Consider the following 18,452-nt stretch of genomic DNA (forward strand, 5'->3'; position numbering starts at 1 on the left):
GACTTATTTTAAACAATCGTTTTAAATCAGGAAGTTACTCAAAATCAATCATCTTGGGCATTCAATCATCGCATTACCCCTTTTCGATGCTTGACGCCCGTGTTGATGCACTCTGAAGCCAAGGTATATGGAACTGCTCGACTCCCTGCGTCAGCCCCCACTGCAAGACGACACGATCAGCGGGCACTATGAAGTGCGCCGCTTGCTGGGCGAAGGCGGTTTCGGCCATGTATTCGAAGCGTGGGATGCCAAGCTGTGCCGTAGCGTGGCGCTGAAGCGCCTGAAACCGCAAGCCGACGTGCTGCATCCGGAAAAACTGATCAATGAAGCGCGCCTGGCCGCTTCGCTCAAGCATGCGGCCTTCGTGCGCATCTTCGCCATCGAAGGCCAGGGCACTGGCCAGTCCATCGTCATGGAACTGGTCGAAGGCCAGACCCTGGGCCAGTTCATGCACAGCGGCAAGGCGGACCTGCAAACGGCGCTCGACATCGCCTACCAGATCGCCGACGCGATGGACGAGGCGCACGCCATGGACCTCGTCCACGGCGACCTGAAACCGTCGAACCTGATGCTGGAAGCGGACGGTCAAGTGCGCATCCTCGATTTCGGCCTGGCCCGCCACATCGACCCGCAAGCCACGCAAACGACGACCCTGTGCGACCTGCAAGGCACCATCGCCTACATGGCGCCCGAGCGCCTGATGGGCCGCCTGCCCGACACGCGTGGCGACGTCTACGCGCTGGGCGCCATGCTGTACGAAATGCTGGCCGGCCAGCGCCACTTCGCCCACCTGAACGGCCTGGCCCTGGCCGCCGCCCACATGCAGGCGACGGAACCGTGGCCCGACCTGCCCGACTCCGTCCCGCCCGCCATCAACGCCCTCGTGCGCGCGATGACGGCGCACGACCCGGCCGAACGGCCACGCACCATGCGCGACGTGCGCGACGTCATACAGGCGCGGCAAAACGGACCGGTAACACAGGCAGTACCGGTAGCCGATGCGCCAACGGTCAAACCACCGACTTCGATTGCCATCCGCCTACAACTACCGCTCAAGCGCAGCCTGCTGGCGGCTGGCGCCATCCTTGTACTGGGCCTTACCGCATGGCAAGGCCCCGAGCTGATAATGTCCTGGCGTGACCACCATGGCACCTTGCCGTACTCCGAAGTGGGATCCATGAAGGCTGGCATGGACGCCATGCGCACGTTTGACCAGGACAATAGCCAGAAACAGGCGGTCACGCATTTCTCGACTGTGTTACAGCACAACCCCAATAATGCCGCGGCGGCCGCAGGGCTATCTCTCGCATCGAGCCTGCGCTATATAGGAGAGGGCCGCGACGATACCTGGCTACATCGGGCTGAAATCAATGCCAGGCAGGCTCTGGAAGCAGACAATCAACTGGCACTGGCGCATGTCGCGCAAGCATGGGTATATGAAATACAGGGCAAGAGCGACGAAGCGTTGCATGCGACGACGAACGCCCTGAATCTCGAACCGAACAGTTTCCTCGGCTTGTATTGCAAGGCACGCGTACTGATCGCCACCAATAAATTCGATCTGGCCAAGTCCATACTGGACCAGGCCATGACGGCCTATCCCGGCGAGCATGTGTTTGTAACCTTGCTTAGCGTCATGCAGTATAGGCAGGGAGACTACCCCCGTGCCGAACAAGGCTTCCGGAAAAGTATTTCCATGTCGCCCCACTCCCCCAGCACCTATGCCTTCCTCAACGCCACGCTGTTAAGGCTGAATCGCGATGTGGAAGCGCTACAGGTCTTGCAGCAAGGCTTACAGATCGCTCCATACTGGGAGCTTTACACCAACCTAGGAACAACGCTGTTTGCCAAGGGCGACTATCTGGGTGCCGTGCAGGCGTTTGAGAATGCCGTATCCGAAACCAAGGGCAGTCCCGGCATCTACTTGCTGTGGGCCAATCTGGCCGATGCACAACGCTGGGTTCCGGCGCAAATGCAGGCGTCCAAACAATCCTATGCGCGCGCCATCGCCCTGCTACGGCCCATCGTCGAACGCAAACCCAACGATGTCACCGTCATTTCGCGCCTGGCGCTTTACCAGGCCTACACGGAAGAAAAGCAAGCCGCGCTACTGGGCGTGCAGCACGCACTTAGTCTCGCCCCAGAAATGGCTGACGTGCAGTTTCGCGCCGCCCTCACGTATGAACTTACGGATATGCGCGGAGAAGCGCTGGCTGCGCTGCAACAAGCCAGCACGCTTGGCTATCCCCTCAATCTGATCGAGTCAGCCCCCGATCTGTTGAACCTGCGACGAGATGCTCGCTACCAGCAGTTTATTATTAACCTGAAAAGAGATCGTAAAACATGACGCCTGTAAGCCCTTGGATGAAGTTATCCGTGCATTTTGATGCAGATCAAATTACCAACCAGCTCGACTACAGCTTCACCTCGTGCGACGGCACGGCCGATCCACGCCATGGCCCCTATATGGGCGGGGTACACTTCCAGAAGGGACAACATGTCTATCTCGACGTGACTTGCTGCGGCTCCAAGGAGAGCGGCTTCAGCTCGTTCCAGATCATCGATTGCTGCATCATCAGCGTGCCGCAACTGACGCAGATCGGTCCGAAAGTCCCTACCATCTACTCACCGCCATCGCCCTTCCTGCAAGCCGTAGGCGCCACTTATAGCTTGCCACTGGACTTCGAAATCCAGCAACTGCTGGGTGATACCGTACCGCCAACGCTGCATCATATCCGCCAGGAATGGAAACATACGCTGGACGTGGGCTATGCAAGCGGCCGCTGGGAATTGTCTTTCGTCATCACCGTACGCATCATGCGCGGCGAAGACTCGCCGCCAGAATTGCGCGTATTTTCCTTTGACCCGGAAAGTTCAGTCGGCGGGAATGTCCTGATGTAATGCCCCGCACCTGATCCCGCCCATCGGCATGGCGTGAGGGATCAGGTGCGGCAAGCGACACGGAGTCCGGCCAGCCATGCGGGTACACCCTGCAATCCGTGCGCGACAGGGCCGATGTCTGCGGCTAGCGGCCAGGGAAATCCTGCCGGCACCACAGCGGCGTCCCGCGCCCGCAGTCAAGCGTACCGCTTTGACAAAAATTCATCCCTCCCCTCACAAGTCGTCGCAGCCCTCGCCACCCGGTGATGGTAAAGTGTGGCCTGCTGCGGAAAATTTGATCACGCGTATATTCAATGAACATCCCCGCCGTGCAAGGCGAGGGGCGACGACGATGCGCGCAGGCTCCGCCAGGCACACGAACACCACACAGAACAACGCTTAAAATCAAAGACTTACAATGAATATGCAGTCAAATACCGAACTGGCAAACATCGCCAAGAGCAAACTCACGCCCATGATGCAGCAATATTTAGGCATCAAGGAGAACCACCCGACGATGTTGGTCTTCTACCGCATGGGCGATTTCTACGAGCTGTTTTTCGAGGATGCGGAAAAAGCGTCGCGCCTGCTGGGCATTACCCTGACGGCGCGCGGCGTGGCCAGTGGCAATCCGATCAAGATGTGCGGCGTGCCGTTTCATTCGCTCGACGGTTATCTGGCCAAGCTGGTCAAGCTGGGCGAGTCGGTGGCCATTTGCGAACAGATCGGCGACCCGGCCACCAGCAAGGGCCCCGTTGAACGCAAGGTCATGCGCGTGGTCACGCCCGGCACCCTGACGGATGCGGACTTGCTGCCAGAGAAGGCTGAGCGTCCGCTGCTGGCCATGTGCAGCATCACGCAGCGCAAGACGGTGACCACGGGTCTGGCCTGGCTGTCGCTGGCCAGCGGCGCCTTGAAACTGATGGAGTTTTCCGGCGACAGCAGCACCGTGGCCGTACGCTTGCAGCAGGAACTAGAACGCATCGTGCCGGCTGAAATCTTGAGCGGCGACAATGGCAGCCTGTTCGACGACTATGCGGGCACACACATCAACCGCGTGCCGGACTGGCATTTCGACGTGGTGGGCGGCCACAAGGCCCTGCTCGATCAGCTGGGCGTGGCGACCTTGACGGGCTTTGGCGCCGATGGCCTGGGCGCCGCGTTCGGTGCGGCCGGTGCGCTGCTGCGCTATGCGCAGTCGACACAGGGACGCGGTCTGCAGCACGTGCGTTCTTTGATCACGGAAACGGAAAGCGAGTTCATCGGTCTGGACGCGGCCACGCGCCGCAATCTGGAACTGACGGAAACCATTCGTGGCCAGGAATCGCCCACTTTATTTTCCCTGCTGGATCATTGCCGCACGGCGATGGGTTCGCGCATGCTGCGCCACTGGCTGCACCATGCGCGGCGCGATCAGAAGGTGGCGCGCGCGCGCCATGAAGCGATCGCCGCGCTGGCGCAAAGCGAAGCGGCCGGTCCGCTCGCCGCCACCCTGGCGCAAGTGCCCGATATCGAACGCATCACCACGCGTATCGCGCTGCTGTCGGCGCGTCCGCGGGACCTGGCCGCCCTGCGCGACGGCCTGCTGCAACTGCCGGCCCTGCGCGGCGACGTCGTGCGCTGCTATGGTCCTGGCCAGGGCGGAGAAACCGGCTTGCTGGCCGCCATCCACACGGCCCTGGCGACGCCGACCGCCTGCCTGGACTTGCTGGTGCGCGCCGTGGCGCAGGAACCGGCCGCGATGGTGCGCGACGGCGGTGTGTTTGCCACCGGTTTCGATGCGGAACTCGATGAATTGCGCGCGCTGTCGGAAAACGCGGGGCAGTTCCTGCTCGACCTGGAAACGCGCGAACGGGCCCGTACGGGCATCGCCAACCTGCGCGTGGAATACAACAAGGTGCACGGCTTCTATATTGAAGTGACGCACGGCCAGACGGACAAGGTACCCGACGACTATCGCCGCCGCCAGACCCTGAAAAACGCCGAGCGCTACATCACGCCGGAACTCAAGGTATTCGAAGACAAGGCCCTGTCGGCACAAGACAAGGCCCTCGTGCGCGAAAAGATGCTATACGACCTGCTGCTGGCCGACCTGGCGCCGCACATCGGCACCTTGCAGACGATCTCGCAGGGTCTGGCCCAGCTCGACACCCTGAATGCGCTGACGGAACATGCGCAGCAGCACAACTGGGCTGCGCCGCAACTGGTCGACGAGCCGTGCATCAACATCGTCGAAGGCCGCCACCCCGTGGTGGAAAAGCAGATTGAGCGCTTCATCGCCAACGACTGCCGCTTCGTCAACGAACGCCGCCTGCTGTTGATTACCGGTCCGAACATGGGCGGTAAATCGACCTTCATGCGCCAGGTGGCCCTGATCACCCTGCTGGCCTACGTGGGCAGCTACGTGCCGGCCGCGTCCGCCACCATCGGCCCCATCGACCGCATCTTCACGCGCATCGGCGCCACCGACGACCTGGCGGGCGGACGCTCGACCTTCATGGTGGAAATGACGGAATCGGCGGCCATTTTGAACGGCGCCACCGAGCACTCGCTGGTGCTGATGGATGAAGTGGGCCGCGGCACCTCGACCTTCGACGGCCTCGCCCTGGCGTGGGCCATCGCGCGCCATCTGATCGATACGAGCCGCAGCTTCACCCTGTTCGCCACACATTACTTTGAGCTGACGCAACTGCCGGACAGCCACCCGAGCGCCGCCAACGTGCACTTGTCCGCCGTCGAGCACAAGGACAGCATCGTCTTCCTGCACGCCGTGCAGCCGGGCCCCGCCTCGCAAAGCTACGGCTTGCAGGTGGCGCAACTGGCTGGCGTGCCGCAGCCCGTGATCAAGGCCGCGCGCAAGCACCTGGCGCGCCTGGAAGCGCAGGCGCTCGACGCCACGCCGCAGCGCGACCTGTTCGCCGCGCCGGCAACCGATCCGTATGCGCAGGAGGAAGAAGAGGAAGCATCGGCGCCGCTGGCCGCACTGAATGCGGCACAGCAAGCCTTGCTCGACGCCATCGCCGACCTCGATCCCGATGCGCTCACGCCACGCGATGCCCTCGAGCAGCTGTATCAGTTGAAACGGCTGGCCGCCGCATGACCCTCCGGCGCGGCACGATACACCTGCTGGCCGCCGGCTTGCTGGCTGCCAGCCTGCCATGGCAAGCGGCGCTGGCAGCCCAGAGCGACCAGGCCGGCTTCGAATTTGCTGTGCTGGGCCACTCCTTCAACGCCGGACCGGACGATGGCCCCCTGAAAAAAGCCATCGCCGACACGAGCGCCTTCAATGCATCTTTCGTCGTGGCCACCGGCATCAAGGCGGCCAGCGAATCGTGCAGCGACAAGCTGTACAGCCAGCGCAAGGACTTGCTCGACGCCAGCGGCCCGCCGCTGATCGTCTCACTGTCGGCCAGCGATTGGGCCAACTGCCGCAACTCGCGCGGCAGGGTCAACGCCATCGAACGCCTGAACCGCTTGCGCGACGTGTATTTCGCCGACGACCAGAGCCTGGGCCAGCGCAAGCTGACCCTGTCGCGGCTGTCATCGACGGCGAAGTTCCGCAGCTATGCGGAAAACGCCCACTGGGAATATGGCGGCGTGCTGTTTGCCACCATCAACCTGCCCGCGAATAACAACCATTTCCTGCCGGAAGCGGGACGCAACAGCGAATTCGAAGACCGCCTGGTCGCCAACCGTTCCTGGCTGCAGCGCCTGTTCGCCATGGCGCAACGCAAGAAACTCGACGGTATCGTGCTGTTTTCCGACGGCGACATGGGCGTGCTGGACGAAGACGACAATTCGCTGCTGCCCAGCTTCAGCTCAAAACAGGATGGCTTTGCCGGACCGCGCAAGCAGGTCCGTACCCTGGCGAAGAAGTTCAGCGGCAAGGTGTTATTGGTCGATACGCAGCGCGATGGCGACGCGGACGGCAAGGAAGGCAAAAGTAAAAAGGCCGCGGCCAAGGCAGGCGGGCCGAAAATCAGCTGGAAAGACAACCTGGGCCACGTCAGCATCGACAACGACTGGTCCGCCATCGCCGTACGGCCAGGCAAGACGCCATTCTTTGAGGTGCGTCAACGCGCAGTCAGGCCATCGGCCCAAGCGCGTGCCAAGGCGTCGACTGTACGCCGCTAGCGCATCAGCAAACAGGCCGGCATGTAGCCGGCCTGGAACAAGCGATATTAGTGAATCGGATGCGAACGGAAGTGATCGCCTTCGTCACCCTCTTCTTCATCATCGCCATGGTCATGGCCGTGTGCGCCATGCACGTGGCCATGGGCGATTTCTTCATCGGTGGCGGCGCGCACGTCAGCGACGGTCAGCGAGAAGCGCAGCGCGATGCCGGCCAGTGGATGGTTACCATCCAGCACGACTTTGTCGTCGGCGATATCGGTGACGGTGAAAATCATCGCTTCTTCGTCCGGCGAATCGCTTTCCGGCATGCCTTCGAACTGCATGCCCACTTCCAGCGGCTCAGGCAGGCGATTGCGCGGCTCGACCTTGACCAGGGCTGGATCGTATTCACCGAAAGCATCATCCGGTTCGATCTGGATCGTGTTGGAATAGCCGACTTCCTTGCCGTCGAGTTCTTCTTCGATCTTCGGCAGGGTGTTTTCATAATCACCGTGCAGGTAGACCATCGGCTGACGGCCGTCTTCGATCAGATTGTCTTGCGCGTCTGACAGTTTGTAGTTGACAGTCACGACCGTATTTTTGGCAATCTTCATTATGCTTCCTTTCATTGTATAAGCTGGCAAATTATACCTTCACGCCGCCAACGGCAGGCGCATTCCTGCATTTCCGGTTGTTATAATGGGCGCATGAAAACATTAACTCTCCTCGGCGATATCACGCCGGCGCAATTCCTGCGCGACTACTGGCACAAAAAGCCCCTGTTGATCCGTCAAGCCGTACCGGGCTTCAAGGCGCTGTTCGATTTCAAGGCCCTGGCCGAGCTGGCTACCCTCGATCACGTCGAATCGCGCCTGGTCAGCCATGCGGATGGCCACTGGAACATGCAGCAAGGTCCGCTGACCAGCCTGCCTTCGCTGAAACAGAAGGAATGGACGCTGCTGGTGCAGGGCGCCAACCTGCACAGCGCCAAGGCCGACGCCCTGCTGCGCCAGTTCCGTTTCCTGCCGGACGCGCGGCTGGACGACCTGATGGTCAGCTTCGCCACCGATGGCGGCGGCGTGGGCCCGCATTTCGATTCCTATGACGTGTTCCTGCTGCAAGGCCAGGGCAAGCGCCACTGGCGCATCGGCGCGCAGAAGGACCTGAGCCTGATCGACGGCTTGCCGCTGAAAATCCTCAGCAACTTCACGCCCGACGCAGAATTCACCCTGGAACCGGGCGACATGCTGTACCTGCCGCCCCACTACGCACACGACGGCGTGGCCATCGGCGACTGCCAGACATATTCGATCGGTTTCCGCTCGCCTTCGTTCCAGGAACTGGGCGAAGCGTTCCTGCAATTCATGGCCGATTCGATCGACTTGCCGGGCATTTACAGCGATCCGGACCTGAAAGCGTCGGGCAAGCCGGCGGAAATCCCCCGGGAAATGCTCAGCACCATCGCGGAAGAGCTGAACAAGGTGCGCTTCACGGAAGAAGACGTCACGATTTTCCTCGGCGAACACCTGTCGGAACCGAAACACAATGTGTTTTTCACGCCGCTGTCGAAGCCGCTGACGGTAGGCCGCTTCGCGGACGCCGCACAGAAAAAAGGTGTCGTGTTGTCGCGCAAGACGCTGATGCTGTATCGTGGCAAGAATGTCTTCATCAATGGCGAATCGTTTGCCATTGGCAAGGCCGACAAAGCGGCCCTGGAAACCCTGGCCAACGAACGCGCCCTCGATGGCGCCGCCGTGGCCCAGGCTTCCGATGACGTGATGGATGCCTTGTATACCTGGTATCAGGATGGCTGGATCGAACTGGCTTGAATGGGTGCAGCGTAGCAAAGTGGTATTACAGTAGGTAAAATAACAGCTTCTGCGCCAGCGCAAAGAAAGATATTATTTTTATATCGTTTTGTCGCGCTTTCGCAAATCGCTTACACTTGCTTGCAATTTGCTTCGGTAAATATTGCGATATCACAAAATAGTTGCGAATTTGCCTCTTGCTCCTATTGCGACGCACCAAAAATCGCTATAATATTCGGTTAGGAAGTTTCCGTTGTCTGGCAGGCACCACCTGGTACGAAAAGCCTTCGAAGACGACCTAACGAGCGATAATTACCGGTAATTATTCATCGCAACAATGTTGATTTATTTTTTGAAATAATTAAGGAAAACAAATGAAAAAATCCCTGCTGATCGCCTCCCTGATGGTTGTTGCTCTGGCTGCTTGCAGCAAAAAAGAAGAAGCTCCTGCACCAGCACCAGTAGTTGAAACCCCAGCACCAGCACCAGCAGTTGAAGCTGCTCCAGCTGCTGCTGCTGACGCTGCTGCTTCGGCCGCTACCGACGCTGCTGCTGCTGCTTCGGCTGCCGCTTCGGCCGCTACCGACGCTGCTTCGGCTGCTTCGGCTGCTGCATCGGCTGCTAAGTAATTTAGCACCCTGCACTAAAGAAAGCCGGCCTTCGGGCCGGCTTTTTTGTTGGGCGTCGCAAGCATCTATTGCGTACCCAAAATAAAAAGGCTGACCCGGTTTCCACCGGGCCAGCCTTTTTTATGATGCGTGGCAGCTTTTGATAGTCACCACTCGGCGAATCTTACTTCAACTGATCGTTCAGCAAGCCCAGGATCTTCTCTGCCACTGGCGAGGTATCTGGCTGGCCTTCGTTGCTGAGGATGCTGACCAGGCTGGTCGAGCCCGTACCGGCCTTGACGAGGACGCGGTAGCGCTGCGCTTCCTTGTCCTTGTCGGACGACGAACCCCAGCTGAACAGTTTCGAGAAGAAACCGTCTTTCTTGACTGCGTCCGGATCGACGTAACGCACGAAATACGTGCCTTGCGTGCGGTCGCGGTCTTCCACGGTGAAGCCGACGCGGTCCAGCGCCAGGCCGACACGGCGCCAGGCGCGGTCGAAACCTTCATCGACTTCGATTGCGCGCGCCGGCGTGGCGGCGTCGCCGACCAGCTTGGCGTGCTGCGGCTGCACGATGGCGGCATCGACAGCCGTCTTCGCTTGCGCATCGTCGCTGGCCGCGCCCAGGCGCGTCATCAGCTTGGCCAGGAATTGCGCTTCCAGGCCTGGATCGTTGGGACGCGCGGTCCAGGTGGTGGTTTCCTTGTCGCGGCCCGTGACGACCTCTTCCACGCCACGGTGGCTGATGTAGATCTCGGTCGAGCCATCGGCCAGGCGCTCCACGCGGGTGCGGTATTTGTCTTTTTCGCCGCTCGAATACAGGCCGTCGAAAACCTTGCCGATCGTGCTGCGAATGATATCTTGCGGGATCTTGGCGCGGTTTTCGTTCCATTCGGTTTCCATGATGCCAGCCGTCGGCTGGTCGATGGCGATGGTAAAGCCCGAATCTTCCCAGAATTGCTTCAGCTGCGGCCACAGCACTTCAGGCGATTGCTTGACGACCAGCCAGCGCTGGTTGCCCGCGCGCTCGACCTTCACGCCGCCTGCCGTGACCGGCACGACACCGACCACGCCGTCGGCGCCCACGACGACGGGCGTACCGGCCGTGGCGTTGCGCTGCGCGTTGTAGCCGGAAGCTGTGGCCACGCCGTTTTTCGCATCCGGCAGCGAGTAGCGGTTGTCCTGCTGCAATTGCGTCAGGTCAGGCGGCACGTCCAGGGTGCCGGCTTTCTTGACCGACTTGTAGTCGACCTTGTCGCCGCCGACTACCGAACTGATCATGCCGCAGCCCGCGAGGCTGGCTGCGATGGCGCCGATGACGATGCCGCGGACGGCGGTGGTGGCAGGCGCCGATTGGTTTTTCTTGCAATTAGTCATGTCGTAACTGGATAAGAAGCTAAGTAGCAGCTGGAATCAGGGAAGGTCCGGACTGGTCAAGTCCGGGCTTGAAGTTCGGTCTTAAGACAGGATGCCGGCGTCGCGCAAGGCATCGCGCACGGTGGCATGGCAATTTTCAGCCAGCGGCACCAGTGGCAAGCGTATGCCGGCAGGCATCAGGCCCATTTCGGCCATCGCCCATTTGACGGGCACGGGGTTGGGCTCGACAAACAACTTCTGGTGCAGAGGAAAAACCTTGTTATTGATGGCAATCGCCGTGGCGCGCTCGCCCGCCATGGCCGCGACGCACAGTTCGTGCATGGCGCGTGGCGCGACGTTGGCCGTCACGGAGATATTGCCGTGGCCGCCGCAGAACATCAGCGCCATGGCGGTCGGATCATCGCCCGAGTACACGGCGAAGTCCGCTGGAACCAAACGCAGCAGGTCGATGCCACGGCCGATATTGCCGGTCGCATCTTTCACGCCGACGATATTCGGGATGGCGGACAGGCGCACGATGGTCTCGTTGCTCATGTCGGCAACAGTACGGCCCGGCACGTTGTACAGAATGACGGGGATGTCGACGGCTTCGGCGATGGCCTTGAAGTGCTGGTACATGCCTTCCTGGGTAGGACGGTTGTAGTATGGCACCACTTGCAAGACAGCATCGGCGCCCGCTTCTTTTGCGTAGCGCGTCAGTTTGATGGCCTCGGCCGTGGAGTTGCCTCCGGCGCCGGCGATGATAGGAATGCGTCCCTTGGCATGTTCGACGGTCAACTGTATCAGTTCGCAGTGTTCTTCCACGCTGACTGTTGCCGATTCGCCCGTTGTGCCAACGATGACGATGCCGTCCGTACCCTCGGCGATATGCCAGTCGATCAGCTTGCGCAGACCTGGAAAGTCCAGACTGCCGTCTGCGTGCATCGGGGTGACGATTGCTACAATGCTGCCCTTGATCATAGTAAGTTTATAGCGCCGATAAATAAAACAACGATTGTAGCGGATAGCCCGCGCCTGTGGTGCATTCTGACATAGTATGGCCGCTCAAAACGTCGGCAGCAGCGCTGCCAACCGTGGAAAATCCGGCCGGACCGCGCAAATTCGTTGCACCAGAGCAGCTTTTGGCTGTTCCACGCGCCCATCCTCATACGCTACCACACGCAAGCCCTGCTGCACGGCCCAGGTCAGCATTTCGCCTTCCTTCAGCAGGAATTTCGGATTCGACGGCTTGCCGAACTGTTCATTGCCCTCGGCAAACGTTTCATACAGCAGCACGCCATCGGGCGCCAGGCTGGCAACCATGGCTTCCAGCAGCGGCCGGTGCAGATAATTGGTGACGACGATGCCGGCAAAGCGGCCGGGCGCGAAGGGCCATACGGCGCCCGGCGCTTCCAGATCCACCAGTGACGTGGTGATGCCCGTGCCGGCCGCTTTTTCCAGCATTTCCGGATCATGGTCGAGCGCGATCACGGGGTGGCCCAGGCTCACCAGGTGGCGCGCATGGCGGCCTGCGCCGCAGGCCAGGTCCAGCACCTCGCCGCCCGGAATCAGGGGCGCCCAGCGGCGCAGCCAGCCGGAAATCGCTTCGGTTTCTACTGTTGGTTCAATTGCTTGCATCGGTACTTCCATCAATTATGTGCGACTATCCAGTTGCTTGTATCACGTCAACAGAGCCGTCAGGGGCGTGACCATGGTGACAAAAATGCCTATGACAAATTCGATTGCCGCCAGCAAGGCGCGGTTCAATACGCCCGTATACATCAGCAGCACCAGGGCACCGAACACATACAGGCTGTAGCGCTCGATGCTGGCGTAAGGACGCGCCAGCTGCATCGGCAGCAAGCCCGTCATGATGCGTCCGCCATCGAGGGGCGGCACGGGAATCAGGTTAAAGACGAACATGGCCGCATTCACGCTGACGCCGGCGCCCGCCATCTTGCGGAAAAACATGCCCATTTCCGTTGGCGGCATAACGCTGAGCACGACAAAGGCAATCATCCAGCCCAGGCCCATGACGAAATTGGCGCCAGGCCCCGCAAACGCCACCCAGGCCATCTGCTTCTTCGGATTGCGCAGGCGGCTGAAATCGACGGGCACCGGCTTGGCATAGCCGAACGGTACCTGGATCGCGAAATACAGCATCAAAGGCAGCAAGATCGTGCCGAAAGGATCGATATGCCGGATGGGATTGAGGCTCAGCCTGCCCTCGTTCGAAGCCGTGGGGTCACCGAAATAGCGGGCGACGTAACCATGCGCCGCCTCATGCAGGGAAATGGCAAACAGCACCGGTACCAGGTACACCGCAATGGTCTGGACTATCGTATTGAAATCGCTCATGACCGCGATTCTACCAGAGGCGCCACAGCCTCTTTCTTACGTTGTCATTAAGAACAGGTGAAGACCGGCGCGGCAACAGGCGCGCGATACCCCTCTACAAGCCCAGCACGGCCGGGTCGCCGCGGCCCACGCGCACCACTTCCGGCTCCGCTCCCGTCAAGTCGATCACGGTGCTGGGGCCATGCGCGCACACGCCGCCATCGATGATCAGGTCGACCAGCTTTTCCAGGCGCTCGCGGATGGTGTCGGCATCCGTCAGGCTATCTTCATCGCCGGGCAGAGTCAGTGTCGCGCCCAGCAGCGGCTGGCCCAGCTCTTCCAGCAGGCATTGCACGATGCGGTGCTGCGGCACGCGCAGGCCGATGGTCTTGCGCGAAGGATGGCTGAGGCGGCGCGGCACTTCCTTCGTCGCTTCCAGGATGAAGGTATAGGCGCCCGGCGTGGCCGCCTTGAGCAGGCGGAACTGGCGGTTGTCGACGCGGGCATACACGCCCAGCTCGCTCAAGTCGCGGCATAGCAAGGTTAAATGGTGCTTTTCATCCACGCCACGGATGCGGCGCAGGCGTTCGACGGCGCCCTTGTCGTCGAGCTGGCACACCAGCGCGTAGCACGAGTCCGTGGGCAAGGCCACGACGCCGCCGGACTGGATGATCTGGGCCGCCTGCTTAATCAGGCGCAATTGCGGATTGTCAGGGTGAATCTGGAAAAATTGACTCATGTGTAAGCGTTCTGGCGAACCAGCTTGTTAAGTTGGCATTATTGTACGCCGCGCAGCGCGGCGATGCGTTGTTCGATCGGCGGATGGGTGGCGAACAGCGCGCCCCAGCCGCCATTGCCGCCGCTGATGCCCAGCGCCTGCATCGATTGCGGCAGCTCGCCCGGCGGCACGCCGCCCAGGCGGGCCAGCGCATGCATCATCGGCGTGGGGCTGCCCAGCAGCTTGGCGGAACCGGCATCGGCGCGGAATTCGCGCTGGCGCGAGAACCAGGCGACGATGATGGAAGCGAGCAGACCAAAGATCACTTCGCACACCATCACGGTGACGAAATAGCCGATGCCGCGTCCGCCACCTTCGCGGTTGTTATTTTTCAGCAGCACATTGTCGACAAAGAAACCCACGACGCGGGCCATGAAGACGACGAAGGTATTCACCACGCCCTGGATCAGGGTGAGCGTCACCATGTCGCCATTGGCGACGTGGGCGATCTCGTGGCCCAGCACGGCTTCGACTTCATCGCGGTTCATGCTTTGCAGCAAGCCCGTGGAGACAGCCACCAGCGCCGAGTTTTTGAAGGCGCCCGTGGCGAACGCATTCGCGTCGCCTTCGTACACGGCCACTTCCGGCATGCCGATGCCGGCCCGCTCGGACAGCGCCCGCACGGTATTGACCAGCCACAATTCCGTCGACGACGTCGGGTTGTCGATCACGCGCGCGCCCGTGCTCCACTTGGCCATCGGTTTGCTGATCAACAGGGAAAAGATCGATCCCGTGAAGCCGACCACCAGCGAAAACACCAGCAGGCTGCCCAGGTTCAGGGTACTGCCGCGCGCCGGATTGCCCACGCCCAGCAAACTGAGCACGAGCGACAGCACCAGCATCACGGCCAGATTGGTTGCAATAAAAAGGACGATACGTTTCATGGGCGTTGGCTCCGGAAAAACAGAATAGCTAAAAGATAAGTGTGCAGTCGCGACTTTTCAAGCCCGCATGGCAGGCGCAGGCCAGCCGCGCCCTAGAACCAGTCGTGCCAGATAGGCGTTACATTCGCTGGTAAAGGCGGCAACTTGGCAAAATCCACGCGCGATTCGCCCGGCGCATGGAAATCCGTGCCGCGCGAGGCGAGGAAGCCGTAGGCGTTGGCCAGCTGCGCGTATTCGGGATACTGGTCCGGGCTATGGCTGCCCGTGACGACTTCGATGGCCACGCCACCGAGCTGCTTGAATTCATCGAACAGCACGCCTTGCGCCATGTCGCTGAAGCGGTAGCGGCCCGGATGGGCGATGACGGCCACGCCGCCCGCGCCGCGTATCCAGCCCACCGCTTCGGCCAGAGTGGCCCAGCGGTGCTCGACGTAACCCGGCTTGCCTTCCGACAGGTATTTCTTGAATACGTCGGGAATGTTCGCGCATTTCCCCATTTCCACGATGTAGCGGGCAAAGTGCGTGCGCGACATCAGGTCCGGGTTGCCGACGAATTTCAAGGCCCCCTCATAAGCGTCGGGAATGCCGGCCAGGTCGAGCTGGCGGGCGATTTCGCGGCCGCGCGCGTCGCGCCCCGAGCGCGTCTGATGCAAGCCCTGCACGAGACCGGGATTGTTTTCATCGACTTGCAAGCCCACGATGTGCACGGTTTCGCCGGCCCATGTGATGGAAATTTCCACGCCGGCCACGAAACGCATGCCCAGGTCCAGCGCGGCCGTGCGCGCGGCGGCAACACCCGATACCTCATCGTGGTCCGTCAGCGCCCACACATCGACGCCGGCCTTGCGTGCGTACGCAGCCACGGCGGCGGGCGCGAGCACACCGTCGGAAATATTCGAATGACAATGCAGGTCGACTTTAAGCATGTGAAAACAATACCCTGCACGGGCTCAGCATGGAAGAAGTTTTCATTGTACGCTGCTTGTCAAATCGCGCTGCGGCGTTCCCGACACACATCAGGCCAAAAAGGCTTCCACCAGCCGCGCCAGTACCGCCGGTTGATCATGATGCAGCATGTGGCCCGCATCCGCCATCATCTCGCAGCGCACATCCTTGATGCAGGCCAAACGCCGGTCGATTTCTATGCGCGCCTGTTCCTTGGGCCCCATCCATTGCCACATATTCGTCTCATCGGCCTCCACCCACAGCACGGGCGCCGTGATGCGGCGCCAGCACGCCATCACTTCTTCCACCTGATACAGGATGGGATTGACCCGCTTGTGCTGCGGGTCGCCCATGATGTCCCACTCGCCCGCCTCGTTCTGTGCCGACCAGTGTTCGGCGAGGAACGCCGCGCGCTCGTCCGGCAGACGCGGGTTGGTCTTTTGCAGGCGCTCGGCCACGGCCTTTTGCGTGGGATAGCTGCGCATGGCGGGCGGCTCGCGCAATTCGTCCAGCCACTTGGCGTAGCGGCCCGGCGCCTGCTCCGGTTTTGTTGCCATCATGCCGAAGCCTTCCAGGTTGATGAAGCGGCTGATGCGCTCGGGCCGCACGCCCGCGTACAGGCCGGCCACGTTGGCGCCCATGCTGTGGCCCAGCAGATTGACGGGTGCGTCCGGCGAGTAATGCAGCAGCATGGCGTCCAGGTCGGCCAGGTAGTCGGGGAACCAGTAGGTGTCCGATTGCGTGTAGTCGCTCAGGCCAAAGCCGCGCCAGTCGGGCGCGATCAGGTGCCAGTCGCCGGCCAGCTCGTCGACGACGAACTGGAACGAGGCGGCCACGTCCATCCAGCCGTGCACCATGAACAGGATGGGCGCCCCTACACGGCCCCAGTGGCGCACGTGCGTGCGGGCGCCGCGGATGTTGATGAATTCGGAACGGGAAAGTTTCATGGGTTTCATCGCATGCCTGCCTTGAAAGTGGCGCGAATGGCGCCACATGCTGTGTCTGTAGATAGTGCGGACATAAAAGTACGACCGTTCGATAATTATACCGGATTGGCGGTCGGCGCTCGGACTTGCCCTGCAACAGCGTAAAATAGCGCAAAACTTCCGCGTCCGGCCGTGCCCGGCGCTTCCACCACCGCCACGGGCTAACGATGACACTCTACCAATTGGGCGCCGATGCGCCGCAGATTGATGCTTCCGCTTTTGTTGCCGACACGGCCAACGTGATCGGCAAAGTGACCCTGGAAGCGAATACGTCCGTATGGTTCGGTGCCACGATTCGCGGCGACAACGAACGCATCACCGTGGGCGTCAACAGCAATGTGCAGGAAGGCGCCGTACTGCATACGGACCCCGGCTACCCGCTCGACATCGGCCAGAACGTGACCATTGGCCATCAGGCAATGTTGCATGGCTGCACGATCGGCGATGGCGCCCTGATCGGCATCCAGGCCGTGATCCTGAATGGCGCGAAGATCGGCAAGAACTGCCTGGTCGGCGCGGGCGCGCTGGTCACGGAAGGCAAGGAATTTCCCGACAATATGCTGATCATCGGCTCACCGGCGAAAGCCGTGCGGGCCCTGACGGCAGACGATATCACCATGCTACAAGGCAACGCCGTGAACTATGTACAGCGCGGCCAGCTATTTAATACGCAACTCAAGAAGATTGGATAAAAGAATGACGACTGAAACCACGGGCGCCGTCAGCGCAGCCGCTACCGGCCAGGATACCCTGCAAAAATTTATTTTCGACAACGCCGCCGTGCGCGGCCAGTTCATCGACGTGTCCCACACTTGGCAGGAAGTGGTGTCGCGCCACGCCTATCCGACGGCCGTGAAAAAAGTGCTGGGCGAAATGGTGGCCGCCGCCGCCCTGCTGTCGGCCAACCTGAAATTCAACGGCTCCATCATCATGCAAATCCATGGTGACGGTCCCGTGCGCCTGATGGTGGTCGAGTGCGACTCCGACCTGCGCCTGCGCGCCACGGCCAAGCTCGACCCGGACGCCATCATCGCCGACGTGGCCACCGTGCCGCAATTGCTCAACGCCACGGGCAAGGGCCGCTTCATCATCACCCTGGATCCGGCCGACAAGGTGCCAGGCCAGCAACCGTACCAGGGCATCGTGCCGCTGGACGGCGACGACATGGCGACCGTGATCGAAAACTACATGTTGCGCTCGGAACAGCTCGACACGCGTCTGTGGCTGGCCACGGACGACACCGTCTCGCGCGGCCTGCTGCTGCAAAAACTGCCCCACCATGGCGGCAAGGCCGAAGCGACGCCCGTGTCGGAAGAAGACGCGCTTGACACGTGGAACCGCGCCGTGATGCTGGCCTCGACCCTGAAAGAAGCGGAAATCCTGTCGACGGACATCGATACCCTGATGCAGCGTTTGTTCTGGGAAGAAACGATCCGCGTCTTCGACCCGCTGCACCCGAGCTTCCATTGCAGCTGCACGCGCGAAAAAGTGGGCAATATGCTCAAGATGCTGGGCGAGGAAGAAGTCAACAGCACCCTGGAAGAAGTGGGACAAGTGGGCGTGAACTGCGATTTCTGCGGCCAGCACTACGAGTTCGACAAGGTCGATTGTGCGCAGCTGTTCGTCACGGATGCGCCGGCAGAGGTGCTCATTCCACCCGCAGCCAGCATTAACTAATTGTAATATTCTTCGCGCCGCCTCTCAGGCGGCGCCTTTGTTTCTGCTGTCATCTTCCCGTCATCAGTTCGTCATCAGC

The 18,452-nt window shown here is 61.0% G+C and carries 17 protein-coding genes; 8 read left to right on the forward strand and 9 right to left on the reverse strand.

Going from position 1 to position 18,452, the window contains the following annotated elements; genetic code table 11:
• Positions 1 to 127: 127 nt before the first annotated feature.
• The 4 genes from MRBLMS1_RS07315 (at position 128) to MRBLMS1_RS07330 (ending at position 7,014) form a co-directional block, all read left to right on the forward strand.
• A complete protein-coding gene (locus tag MRBLMS1_RS07315) occupies positions 128 to 2,347 on the forward strand; it encodes a serine/threonine-protein kinase (RefSeq protein WP_485878615.1) in 2,220 nt (739 codons plus the stop codon).
• 29 nt (positions 2,348 to 2,376) lie between these two features.
• Positions 2,377 to 2,901 (forward strand): hypothetical protein, encoded by a 525-nt coding sequence (locus MRBLMS1_RS07320; RefSeq protein WP_128142291.1) that lies wholly within the window; start codon positions 2,377 to 2,379, stop codon positions 2,899 to 2,901.
• Positions 2,902 to 3,304: 403 nt separating this feature from the next.
• Positions 3,305 to 5,980: a DNA mismatch repair protein MutS gene (gene mutS / locus MRBLMS1_RS07325; protein ID WP_485878617.1), complete on the forward strand. Its 2,676-nt coding sequence runs from the start codon at positions 3,305 to 3,307 to the stop codon at positions 5,978 to 5,980.
• On the forward strand, positions 5,977 to 7,014 hold the full coding sequence (locus MRBLMS1_RS07330) for a hypothetical protein (RefSeq protein WP_485878618.1): 1,038 nt from the start codon (positions 5,977 to 5,979) through the stop codon (positions 7,012 to 7,014). Before mutS ends, MRBLMS1_RS07330 begins: the two co-directional genes overlap by 4 nt.
• A 47-nt stretch (positions 7,015 to 7,061) precedes the next feature.
• Here the strand turns inward: MRBLMS1_RS07330 and MRBLMS1_RS07335 are convergent, their stop codons facing one another.
• Positions 7,062 to 7,607: an FKBP-type peptidyl-prolyl cis-trans isomerase gene (locus MRBLMS1_RS07335; protein WP_070303515.1), complete on the reverse strand. Its 546-nt coding sequence runs from the start codon at positions 7,605 to 7,607 to the stop codon at positions 7,062 to 7,064.
• A gap of 93 nt (positions 7,608 to 7,700) precedes the next feature.
• Between MRBLMS1_RS07335 and MRBLMS1_RS07340 the strand changes: the two genes are divergently transcribed.
• Together MRBLMS1_RS07340 and MRBLMS1_RS07345 are read left to right on the forward strand one after the other, a co-directional pair.
• Positions 7,701 to 8,822, forward strand: a complete 1,122-nt coding sequence (locus MRBLMS1_RS07340) for a JmjC domain-containing protein (protein WP_485878621.1) — start codon at positions 7,701 to 7,703, stop codon at positions 8,820 to 8,822.
• A 353-nt stretch (positions 8,823 to 9,175) separates the two neighbouring features.
• Positions 9,176 to 9,430: a hypothetical protein gene (locus MRBLMS1_RS07345; protein ID WP_034783358.1), complete on the forward strand. Its 255-nt coding sequence runs from the start codon at positions 9,176 to 9,178 to the stop codon at positions 9,428 to 9,430.
• 163 nt (positions 9,431 to 9,593) lie between these two features.
• Here MRBLMS1_RS07345 and bamC read toward each other — a convergent pair whose 3' ends face one another.
• The 8 genes from bamC to MRBLMS1_RS07385 all read right to left on the reverse strand — a co-directional run bounded on the left by bamC (position 9,594) and on the right by MRBLMS1_RS07385 (position 16,657).
• On the reverse strand, positions 9,594 to 10,787 hold the full coding sequence (gene bamC / locus MRBLMS1_RS07350; protein WP_485878624.1) for an outer membrane protein assembly factor BamC: 1,194 nt from the start codon (positions 10,785 to 10,787) through the stop codon (positions 9,594 to 9,596).
• Between the two features lie 81 nt (positions 10,788 to 10,868).
• Positions 10,869 to 11,747: a 4-hydroxy-tetrahydrodipicolinate synthase gene (gene dapA / locus MRBLMS1_RS07355; RefSeq protein ID WP_034750679.1), complete on the reverse strand. Its 879-nt coding sequence runs from the start codon at positions 11,745 to 11,747 to the stop codon at positions 10,869 to 10,871.
• Positions 11,748 to 11,831: 84 nt separating this feature from the next.
• Entirely contained in the window at positions 11,832 to 12,404 is a 573-nt protein-coding gene (locus tag MRBLMS1_RS07360) for a class I SAM-dependent methyltransferase (RefSeq protein WP_436480337.1), read from the reverse strand.
• A gap of 42 nt (positions 12,405 to 12,446) precedes the next feature.
• A complete protein-coding gene (locus MRBLMS1_RS07365) occupies positions 12,447 to 13,124 on the reverse strand; it encodes a site-2 protease family protein (protein ID WP_034750684.1) in 678 nt (225 codons plus the stop codon).
• Between the two features lie 94 nt (positions 13,125 to 13,218).
• Positions 13,219 to 13,842, reverse strand: coding sequence for an L-threonylcarbamoyladenylate synthase (locus tag MRBLMS1_RS07370; protein WP_305049014.1), 624 nt, complete (start codon positions 13,840 to 13,842; stop codon positions 13,219 to 13,221).
• A gap of 38 nt (positions 13,843 to 13,880) precedes the next feature.
• Entirely contained in the window at positions 13,881 to 14,765 is an 885-nt protein-coding gene (gene htpX / locus MRBLMS1_RS07375; protein WP_070303511.1) for a protease HtpX, read from the reverse strand.
• Between the two features lie 92 nt (positions 14,766 to 14,857).
• Positions 14,858 to 15,691 carry a 3',5'-nucleoside bisphosphate phosphatase gene (locus MRBLMS1_RS07380; protein WP_331778368.1) on the reverse strand — a complete coding sequence of 278 codons (834 nt, stop codon included), beginning with the start codon at positions 15,689 to 15,691 and terminating at the stop codon, positions 14,858 to 14,860.
• Positions 15,692 to 15,781: 90 nt separating this feature from the next.
• Positions 15,782 to 16,657 carry an alpha/beta fold hydrolase gene (locus MRBLMS1_RS07385; RefSeq protein ID WP_485878627.1) on the reverse strand — a complete coding sequence of 292 codons (876 nt, stop codon included), beginning with the start codon at positions 16,655 to 16,657 and terminating at the stop codon, positions 15,782 to 15,784.
• Positions 16,658 to 16,863: 206 nt separating this feature from the next.
• Between MRBLMS1_RS07385 and MRBLMS1_RS07390 the strand changes: the two genes are divergently transcribed.
• A complete protein-coding gene (locus MRBLMS1_RS07390; RefSeq protein WP_485878629.1) occupies positions 16,864 to 17,388 on the forward strand; it encodes a gamma carbonic anhydrase family protein in 525 nt (174 codons plus the stop codon).
• Between the two features lie 4 nt (positions 17,389 to 17,392).
• Entirely contained in the window at positions 17,393 to 18,373 is a 981-nt protein-coding gene (hslO, locus tag MRBLMS1_RS07395) for an Hsp33 family molecular chaperone HslO (protein WP_128142279.1), read from the forward strand.
• The last annotated feature ends 79 nt before the right edge of the window (positions 18,374 to 18,452 follow it).

Source organism: Massilia sp. LMS1-1-1.1 (genome assembly GCF_040815535.1).
GTDB lineage: Bacteria > Pseudomonadota > Gammaproteobacteria > Burkholderiales > Burkholderiaceae_D > Janthinobacterium > Janthinobacterium aestuarii.